Below are 9,893 nucleotides of genomic sequence, written 5' to 3' on the forward strand. Positions count from 1 at the left end.
AAGACATAAAAGTGAAAATGCCAAACTATCCTGAACCCTATTGGAGAGATCCCAATCCATTTGAGGAGTTTCCTGCATTAAAGGAAGATATGCAAACAGACGTAGTGGTAGTGGGAGCGGGTATAGCAGGAATAACAACTGCCTACCTACTCTCAAAAGAAGGAAAACAAGTGATTTTACTTGATGCCGGACGAGTGGCAAATGGAACTACTGGTCATACAACAGCAAAAATAACTGCCCAACACGATGTGATTTATGATGAACTGATCAGTCATTTTGGAACATCACAAGCTGAATCTTATTATCAGGCCAACATGGTAGCGAAAAAATTTATCGAAGATACAATCAATGAAAGGAATATAGATTGTGATTTCAAACAAGTGGATGCGTTTTTGTATACGATTGAAGAGAGTGGTATTACAAAGTTAGAAGATGAAGCAGCTGCTTATCAAACTTTGGGCATAAAAGGAGAATTAGTAGATAAATTGCCCCTTGGTTTAGGAGAGAAGGCTGGTTTGATCATGCGAGATCAAGCGCAATTCCACCCGCTTCGGTATCTAAAAAGTTTGTTGGATCAAGTGGTTGCTAATGGTGGACAAGTATTTGAAAATACGACAGCGGTAGATATAGAAGAAGGAGATAAACTGACCGTTATCACGAGAAATCAAAAACAGATACGTTGTCAACAAGTGGTAACATGCTCTCATTTTCCTTTTTATGATAAAGGTTTTTATTTTGCAAGGCTCCATGCTGATCGATCTTATGTACTCGCAATCAAACCAGAAAAATCATATCCAGGTGGAATGTACTTGTCTATTGATAAACCAGCCACTCGTTCATTACGTGAAGTGACGATTGAGGGTCAGAAGTATGTGTTAATCGGAGGGCAATCACATAAGACAGGCAAAGGTATTTGCACAATGCAACACTATGAGGTTCTAGAAAAATTTGCACAAGATACGATTGGTATAAAAGCATATCCTTATCGTTGGTCAGCACAAGATTTAATCACACTGGATAAAGTTCCGTATATCGGGAGACTCACAGACAAACATCCAAATATATTTGTTGCCACAGGATTTCGGAAATGGGGAATGACACAAAGCACGATCGCAGCTCAGCTAATTTCAGACCTCATCATGGAGCGAGACAATCCGTACGAATCTTTGTACACACCATCCCGCTTTCAAGCTGATCCTAGCTTACGAAATGTAATGGTAGAAAATTTAGATGTTGCAGGTACACTGATCGCTGGAAAGGTTGGTATTACATTTAAAGAACCAAAAGATTTACATCCAGATGAAGGTGCAGTTGTTATGGTCGATGGCCAAAGATGTGGAGCTTACCGCGATGAAGATGGTCAGCTGCATGTAGTGGATTCTACCTGTACTCATTTGGGATGTGAAGTAGAATGGAATCATGGAGATCGAACATGGGATTGTCCCTGTCATGGTTCTCGTTTTTCAACAGATGGTGATGTGATGGAAGGCCCAGCGCAAAGACCATTGCCTAGAATTGAAATGAAACATGCTGATAATGAAATAGATAAGTAGGATAAGAAAAAAGAGCCGAAAGGCTCTTTTTTTCTTTTTGTTATCCAATATATGAACCTTTTAACCAGCAGCCCAAACATCTAGTTCAATTTTCAACTCCGGTAAACCTAGATCAAATCTATTGGGGTCAATACGGTGACCCCAATAGATTTGATCTACTATCTATGATTATGTGCATTCCATTAATTTCGTCTTCTATTGTACAAAAGATAAAAAAGAGTATATGTAACCAAAAAAGCTACTATAAATGGTAGCTTTTCATCTATATTTCTTCCTATTATATGCGTTCCCGGGATGAAGCACTCACGCTAGTTGCGAGGGCTTCGTCCCGGTAGGACCTGATCAGACGCCTGCCGGCTTCATCAGTGTCCCGGACTCCGTGTAGGCAGCCTCCTTCGAGTCGAGTTCGGCGCGCTTCTGCTGGATGCGGTTCAGCGCTGCGGTCCTCAGTTCCTCGGTGATGTTCTTGTTCTTGATGTCCCGCTCCTTCGAGTCCAGCTCGTGGCGCCGAGCATTCAGAACGTCACGGTTCGTGGCGATGGCGGCGATGTACATATCAGGTCCTTTCACTCACAAAAGTGAGAGAAGTAGAAGTGATATTGTAATTATATTCTATGAATTGATTTTATTAAAGACCTAAATAGGACGATAGTTAATCAGATTTATTCAATTCATACATATCAAGGAATATCTCTTATTTGGACAAAGACACGAATGACTTATGTACATATGATTTTATTGACATAACGTCTCCATGTTTGAATAGTTCAAAATCCCTTTCGACTCTGTAGAGAATGGGCAGTGGCATCTACCGAATCACTAACAAATTTAATGGCGGAATATACATTGGTCAAAGCATGGATATAGAAAAGCATCTAAAAGCTCCTTTTCAACACTTGGATAATGGCGATTATATGAGGAATAATACCAGAGTAGCTGTCACTAGGCAGGAACGTAGGTCTTGTAGTTGTGCTGCTGTTGAGGTGCTCCTCGTACTCTTCCTCACTCAAGTTATCCTCAATAATGTAGAAGAATACTGGTGTTTCTATAGTAAAAGTACCTTTTCCTATGATCATATGAGTGTTTTCTGAGCAAGTATTCTGTGTGCTCCCATGTTTTTAGTCGCGTTCAACCGATAGTCACAAAATGAGGAACCATATGGATTGCCTTTTCCGGAATATTATATAGGGTTTGCGAATTAATGCGCTTACAAGTACGATATAATTACGGCCCCTTAAAGGGAAGGTAGAGCATGACGTTCTGTTCAACTAAACCACGCAAGGTGGCGAAAGTAGTCATTATCGATACCAGTTCCCTCGAGTGGAAAGTGCTTATTCTACAAAGAGTAGCAAGAGATATACGTCCAATATCTCCACATGGACATGATTTTCCTGGAGGCCATGTACGATTGGGGGAGATGAAGAACCCCCGTCTAGGCGCTATTCGGGAGGTCAGAGAAGAAACGGATCTTGTTGTCGCGATGAATGCACTGATGACACTGTCGATTGAGCCGCTGTCAGATGGATCAGGTAACATATACTGGTATCTAGCAGAGTTCCCAGGTGGAGAAGTGAGAATTCAACCTCGTGAACATGACTTTTTTTTCTGGAAAGAGATAGGTTCCCTAACCCCGAACGAACTTACTCCTAGCGGATGGATGGAAAATCTGATTCGTATGGGAGTTGAAAAGCTTGAGAAACGATTTACTTCCTAACGAATCAACTGGGCAGAGGAAAATTTTCTTCTGTCCAGATTGGACTATATATCATTTATTTACTATCGTTTTGGAGCAGGGTTACCTGCTCTTTTTTCATTTCCATTTACAAATATCCAATTCTAGGGATAAATTCGATCATAGAAGCAAGAATAAAAAGTATCATGATAAATTTTCCTAGAAAGAAAAAACAAAAATGCAGCTTTTGTTCCTCTGTCCTCTTTGTTATTGGTCTTTGGTTTGGGATTTGGTTTCATGGAACTGTTTATGCAGATGAAATGATGAAGTTGGGACCTCAAGTTTATGATCTTACCCTATATAAATCTGCTTTTGGAAAAGATCAGAAGGGAAGGCCAGTTGTATACGCGCCAATCGTTGGAAACCCTTGTAAACTGATTATTGCCGATTTGAAAACAAGAGAAATTCTAAAGGTCATTCCTGTTCCAGATGCCAAAGGAGTATGGAGTGTTACCATTTCAACCGATGGGAAAGTGTGGCTAGGTTCTTACAGCAATGGCCACGTTTACCGCTATGATCCGATTACAGAGATACTGACAGATATGGGTGGTTCTCCTAGCGGAAGTAATGTTTTATATGGTTTAACTCCAGGTAAAAGTGGAGCCATTTACGGCGGTTCTTATGGTTCAGCAAAAGTTTTTGCTTACAATGTGACTGGCAAATCATATGATCTTGGATCGATTTTTCCAGATGTGTATGCCAGAGACATTGCATTAGATGCAGATAATGCGATCTTATACGCAGGTATCGGTGCAGTGCGAGCAAATGTAGTAAGATACGATCTTCAAACAGGAGAGAAGGTACCTATTTTACCAATGGAGTATCAAACCGACTCTTTTGCTTATGATCTTGATTTTATTGCCAATCGATTATTCGTTAAATTGGAACCATCTTTTCGTGAGTTAGTATTAGATCCAGTGACAGGAAAACCAGAGACGGTAACAGATGGTTTGACAAAAAAGCAGCAAGACTATTTTCCTATTGGCTCTAAAGGGGTATCATCCCTTGCACCAGATGGAAAATCTGTCTATTTTTCTTATAAATATCAGCTTTATCGCTTTGATACAACAAACAATACCTATAAACCAGTTCCTGGGGCGTCCCTTGCAAATAACGTAATTAGCTGGGGTTGGGAAGAGTTTGATGAGCCGAATTACCCCGGAAAAACATTAGTAGGTATGATCGGCAACTATGATGGTAGAGCGTTCCGTTACAATCCAGTCACGGGTGCTCATGAAGAATTTACCCTTCCTTTTCCTCCGCAGCCTCTTGATCTTTATCATGTCATTGCCGGTCGAGATGGGAAACTTTATTCCAGTGCTTACATTAATGGATCACTAGGTATTTATGACACGGAATCAGGAAAACATCAACAATATCCAGGGTTGGGACAAGTAGAAGGTTGGACATGGTCGCAAGGAAAAATGTATGTAGGTACCTATCCGGAAGGCAAGATTCTGGAGTACAATCCAACTCAGCCTTGGAAAGTCAAACAAAACCCAGCCATGCTCTTTAGTCTAAAAGAACAAGAGCAAATTCGACCTCTATCTCTTCTTGTAGCGGATCAAAAACTATATGTAGGTAGCCGATCCGAATATGGTACTTGGGGTGGTGCGCTTTCCATCTATGACTTAATAAAAAGAGGGAAGCCTACTGTATTACGCAATATTGTCCCCGATCAAACAATAACAACCATTACCGCAAAAGATAAACGTATTTGGGTAGGAACGAGTATCGAAGGTGGGGATGCTACTACTCCCAAAGCTTCAGAAGCTGTTTTATTTGAGTTTGATCCTAAGACCACTAAAAAAGTAGCGGAATACTCTCCTTTGGTTAAAGGGATTCCACTTCGAATTAATGGCTTAACAGTGGGACCAGATGGGATGATATGGGGAATATCTGATGGCATACTGTTTCAGTTTGATCCCAAACAAAAGCAAGCGTTAAGACAGACTACACTAGTCAAAGGAGGGGGTACCACCGGGACTTCGTTGGTCTTCCATCCCAATGGATATCTTTATATCACTACAGATGGGAATTTCTTTAAAGTGGACCCGAAAACGTGGAAAACTTGGCGAATTCCTTATAAAACCAACTTGTACCGCCTAGTACGAATAGGACGAGATTTGTATATGAAAGAAGGTCCACATGTGAATATTGGAGTCAATCTAGTAAAATACACTCCACAATAAGAGTGAAACCCAAGTTTCGTTTTGAACTTGGGTTTCTGGTTTTACTAGCAATGAAGAGAATAAAAAAAATAATGTTGAGAATGATGCTTTCCACATTATAATGACTATATGTTCAGTCATTCGGAGATGATGAGGTGAAAATGTGAGCAAACAACAAGAACGTTTTGAAGCAATGAGAAGTGAGACAACAGAGAAAATATTGTTTTCTGCAACAAAATTATTTGCAAAGAAGACTTTTTTTAAGACTACCATACAAGATATAGCTGATGACGCTGGCATTAGCAAAGGATTAGCCTACCGATATTTTTCATCCAAAGAAGAAATCATGAATAAGCTGATCGACTTATCTGTACCTAGTCTGAATGCGATCGCGGATTTATTTTTGCAAAAAGGGAATGAAAAAGAGATTTTGATAACAGTTACAAAAGGGTTACTAAGCAATCTCATAGAAGATCCATCTGCAACAGAAGGTTTTCTTTTATTGAGTCAAATAGATAGTTTTTCAAAAAATGAGCTCGATCCAGATCTAAAAAAACAATATGAAACATCATTGAAAAAGCTGATTGATAGTTTATCGAGTCTCATTGCATCAGGACAGGAAAATGGTTATTTCAGCCAAGGAGAACCTAGGGAACTTGCTTTCTTTTATTATAGTGTGTATCAAGGAATAGCTTTTACTAGTCGTACTTTCAAAGCTGAATATATCTATCCTTCAGTAGATCAGTTTTTAAGTTTCTTGATCAAAGAATAGATAAGTGATAAATTTTTTTACCATAATAAATGACTGACCATTTATTCACTTAAGGAGAGAAAAATAATGACGAAGACAAGTAATTGGAAAGCTTCCGCATATTTGTTTGTGATTGGACAATTTTTTTCCCTATTTGGGTCTGCTATCGTCACCTATGGGATTATATGGTGTATTTCATTGAAAACAGGGTCAGGTTTTTGGTTAATGTTAGGCATGATTGCTGCCATTTTACCATTAACATTGTTTGCGCCAATCGCAGGAACGCTTGTAGATAAGTACAATCGAAAAACGTTGATTATGATATCAGATGGGACAATCGCGTTTCTTATGCTTGTAACAGCAGTCTTATTTCACTTCGGGTTTGAAAATATTATCTTGCTGTTAGTGATATCGATGCTTCGTTCGATTGGACGAGCAATTCAACAGTCCGCAGGTAACGCTTTGGTACAACAAATAGTTCCTCAAGCAGAACTAACAAAAATCAATGGTGCTTTTCAAGGATCACAAGCGCTTATCCTGATACTAGGTCCTGCATTAGGAGGATTTGTATTTGGAAAGTTTGGATTAGGAGTAACTTTTTATATGGATGTTATTACTGCTCTGATTGAAATCTTTTTATTGGCATTCATTATTGTTCCAACCCTACCAAAAGTGAAGGAGATATCGGGTTCTGTTTTGCAACAATTTAAAGACAGTATTCACTATTTGACACTCCACCTGGCTGAAGCCATGGGATTCTTGGGACGGTAGTCTAATGACTACTTCCTTACCAAGCTAGCTCCGTGAGCCCCACGATTAAAAAAAGTTTTTGTTGCTACGTCATAGAATAGACTTACTGCTTGGTTTTCGCATTTCAGTTTAGCCATTTTTTGGTACACATAGCATTTTACGTGCAAAACGATTGGTTTGCTGGGCCCTATATCCTATCCAGTTTTGAAAGAGCAACTAACAGATAGTTTAACAGGGGAATATATGTTTGTAAATATGTTTTCTGAAAAATTTGTCAGAATTGTGGGAGGAAAAAACCCCCCTCGTCTAACGCTCGCTATCATCCCACGATTAAAACCGTGGGTTTTCCCACTCGCAAGACTATAAAGTCTCATTCTCTCTCATGACATTTGTTTCCTATTCAAGCACGATGTTTGTGCGCCCGTAAGGGCATCTAATGAATCTGCCTTTGGCAAGGCAGTAGGCAAAGGACGTAACTAAAGCCTATCGTCAACCAGCTTATCCTAATGGGAAACCTGAGGGGGAGTGTAGCATGCTGGTAAAGTCACAAGTCACCAAGCTATCACGGTGCGACTGAGTGGCAAGACGAAACGGTTGCAGACAAGGATGAAGGCTATACTGCTTGAAGGACAGCCTGAGAGGTTGTAGCGTAAACTATGGCGAAAGGTAGCTAGAAACGCCATATAACCGGTGGAGAACCGTATAAAAACATTACGGTTTCTCGAACAGCGAGAGGGTCAGATGTTCTAACTACTCTCGTAACGTCCCACGGTTGCTCGCGCCCAATAAGGGAAGAAAAGGCGAACGTCCCATCCGAAACTGCAACATAGCTTGTCATTAGATGTCTAAACGGGGATCACCTAAGTTGGAATGTCAGCGAAACTGGCTATGATGCAAAAGGCATCTGAATATCCAATATGGTGACGGAGCCCTCGTAGTAGTCCGAGCTAGGGAGAGCCTAGTACATGGCGAAGGAGGGCAGCTTACCTCGTTTAATACGAATTGGGAAGGAGCGAGAGGCTCTATGAGAAATCCCGTGATGGTATTGAACAGTCTAGCTTCAAAGTCAAAAGATGAGGGATATACAATCCAGAGATTGTATCGGAATCTATACAATGAAGAATTCTTTCTGCTAGCTTACAGCAAGCTGGCACCTAATGAAGGGAATATGACTGAAGGTGTAGATGGAAGAACAATTGACGGAATGAGTATAAAGAGAATAAATACCCTTATCGAGAAGCTCAGGGATCAGTCTTATCAGCCAAAACCCGTTAGAAGAGTTTTTATCCCGAAAGCAAATGGCAAACAGAGACCCCTTGGAATACCTTCATTCGAGGACAAACTTGTCCAAGAAGTTTGCCGCATGTTGTTGGAAGCCATCTATGAAGGAAGTTTTTCGGACAATTCCCATGGGTTCAGACCCAACAGAAGTTGTCACACAGCTCTTATGCAAGTTCAAAGAAACTTCACGGGGGTTAGATGGTTCATAGAAGGAGATATTGAATGCTTCTTCGACAGCATCGACCATCACAAACTGGTGGGAATTCTCAGAATGAGAATTGAGGATGAAAAGTTTATTAATCTAATCTGGAAATTCCTTCGAGCTGGATATATGGAGAACTGGAGATTTCACTCCACATACAGCGGAACCCCACAAGGGGGGATCATCAGCCCTATTTTAGCGAACATCTACTTAGATCAGCTAGATAAATACACTCTTGGTATCAAATCTAGATTTGACAAAGGGGCTAGAAGGAAAACCAATCCGGAATACAAAAGACTGGAATATCAGATTGGAAAACTTCAGAAACAAATGAGAGAACATATACCCGAGGAGACGAAAAAGTCTATTTCGGAGCGAATAGCTAAACTGAAAGATGAGATAAGAAAGGTATCCTATGTTGATCCGCTTGATGAAAACTTTAAGAAACTCTTCTATGTAAGATACGCCGATGACTTCATCATTGGGGTTATAGGAAGCAAAGAGGAAGCCAAGCAGATCAAAGCCGAGGTTGCTAATTTTACTAGTGAACGTCTGAGTCTCACGCTTTCGGAAGAAAAAACTCTTATTACTCACTCATCCGAACCAGCAAGATTTCTAGGTTATGACATCGTCATAACCAGAGATGAACATATAACAAGGGATAAAAATGGGGTTAAGAAACGTTCTGGTAACATGAAGTGCAAACTTTATGTGCCTAAGGAAAAATGGCTGAATAAGTTACTCCAGTTGAATGTCTTAAAGATTGATGACAAAGGAGAATGGCATTCTTTACACCGCTCCAGACTAGTCACTCTAGAAGACATAGAGATACTCCACATATACAACGCCGAAATAAGAGGCTTATACAATTACTATAAGCTGGCAAACAATGCGAGTGTCCTGAGCAAATTCTTCTACATCATGGAATACAGTATGTACAAAACTTTTGCCAACAAATACAGAACTTCGGTTTCCAAGATCCTTTATAAGTACAAGAAGGATAGAAAGTTTACAGTTGAATACGATGTGAAGAGTGGGAAGAAGTTTGCAACGCTCTATCATAAAGGATTCAAACGAGATCCCAAGGTTCTAATTGGTAAAATAGACATACTGCCCAACGAACTACCATATTCGGGTCGAACGAGCCTATTGCAAACACTCGAAAAAGAGGAATGCGAATGGTGTGGTGCGATTAATGTTCCTCTAGAGGTGCATCACGTCAGAAAGCTCAAAGACCTTAAAGGAAAAGCCCGTTGGGAACAACATATGATTGCGAGAAGAAGGAAGACGATGGTACTGTGTGAAGCCTGTCATGATAGGCTTCATGCAGGGAAGCTAGACTAAGAGGCAAGTGGAGAGCCGTATACGCTGAGAGGTGTATGTACGGTTCGGGGAGGGGTTCTTGGAAACCTGCCGTCGTAAGGCGGTAAGGCGCTGGGTTCCTACTCTACTT

7 protein-coding genes are annotated in these 9,893 nt (G+C 40.4%); 6 read left to right on the top strand and 1 reads right to left on the bottom strand.

The window, feature by feature from the left end:
* Positions 1-17: 17 nt before the first annotated feature.
* Positions 18-1,553: an FAD-dependent oxidoreductase gene (locus A3GQ_RS0116895; RefSeq protein WP_028778074.1), complete on the top strand. Its 1,536-nt coding sequence runs from the start codon at positions 18-20 to the stop codon at positions 1,551-1,553.
* Between the two features lie 342 nt (positions 1,554-1,895).
* Here A3GQ_RS0116895 and A3GQ_RS0116900 read toward each other — a convergent pair whose 3' ends face one another.
* Positions 1,896-2,108, bottom strand: a complete 213-nt coding sequence (locus A3GQ_RS0116900) for a hypothetical protein (RefSeq protein ID WP_028778075.1) — start codon at positions 2,106-2,108, stop codon at positions 1,896-1,898.
* Between the two features lie 697 nt (positions 2,109-2,805).
* Between A3GQ_RS0116900 and A3GQ_RS0116910 the strand changes: the two genes are divergently transcribed.
* The 5 genes from A3GQ_RS0116910 to A3GQ_RS0116930 all read left to right on the top strand — a co-directional run bounded on the left by A3GQ_RS0116910 (position 2,806) and on the right by A3GQ_RS0116930 (position 9,784).
* Positions 2,806-3,267 (top strand): NUDIX hydrolase, encoded by a 462-nt coding sequence (locus tag A3GQ_RS0116910; protein ID WP_028778077.1) that lies wholly within the window; start codon positions 2,806-2,808, stop codon positions 3,265-3,267.
* Positions 3,268-3,431: 164 nt separating this feature from the next.
* The gene (locus tag A3GQ_RS0116915) at positions 3,432-5,477 is read left to right on the top strand and encodes a ligand-binding sensor domain-containing protein (RefSeq protein WP_028778078.1); all 2,046 of its coding nucleotides are present in this window, start codon (positions 3,432-3,434) and stop codon (positions 5,475-5,477) included.
* A gap of 142 nt (positions 5,478-5,619) precedes the next feature.
* Entirely contained in the window at positions 5,620-6,228 is a 609-nt protein-coding gene (locus A3GQ_RS0116920) for a TetR/AcrR family transcriptional regulator (protein WP_028778079.1), read from the top strand.
* Positions 6,229-6,294: 66 nt separating this feature from the next.
* Positions 6,295-6,978: an MFS transporter gene (locus tag A3GQ_RS24705; RefSeq protein ID WP_051271961.1), complete on the top strand. Its 684-nt coding sequence runs from the start codon at positions 6,295-6,297 to the stop codon at positions 6,976-6,978.
* Positions 6,979-7,981: 1,003 nt separating this feature from the next.
* Positions 7,982-9,784, top strand: a complete 1,803-nt coding sequence (locus tag A3GQ_RS0116930) for a reverse transcriptase/maturase family protein (protein WP_028775848.1) — start codon at positions 7,982-7,984, stop codon at positions 9,782-9,784.
* The last annotated feature ends 109 nt before the right edge of the window (positions 9,785-9,893 follow it).

The sequence above is a fragment of the Shimazuella kribbensis DSM 45090 genome (assembly GCF_000428065.1).
Taxonomy (GTDB): Bacteria; Bacillota; Bacilli; order Thermoactinomycetales; family Thermoactinomycetaceae; genus Shimazuella; species Shimazuella kribbensis.

Bases quoted from the DNA above. Each gene is read 5' to 3' on its own strand.
- A3GQ_RS0116895 (WP_028778074.1), top strand. From the start codon at position 18: ATGCCAAACTATCCTGAACCCTATTGGAGAGATCCCAATCCATTTGAG.
- A3GQ_RS0116900 (WP_028778075.1), bottom strand. From the start codon at position 2,108: ATGTACATCGCCGCCATCGCCACGAACCGTGACGTTCTGAATGCTCGG.
- A3GQ_RS0116910 (WP_028778077.1), top strand. From the start codon at position 2,806: ATGACGTTCTGTTCAACTAAACCACGCAAGGTGGCGAAAGTAGTCATT.
- A3GQ_RS0116915 (WP_028778078.1), top strand. From the start codon at position 3,432: ATGATAAATTTTCCTAGAAAGAAAAAACAAAAATGCAGCTTTTGTTCC.
- A3GQ_RS24705 (WP_051271961.1), top strand. From the start codon at position 6,295: ATGACGAAGACAAGTAATTGGAAAGCTTCCGCATATTTGTTTGTGATT.
- A3GQ_RS0116930 (WP_028775848.1), top strand. From the start codon at position 7,982: ATGAGAAATCCCGTGATGGTATTGAACAGTCTAGCTTCAAAGTCAAAA.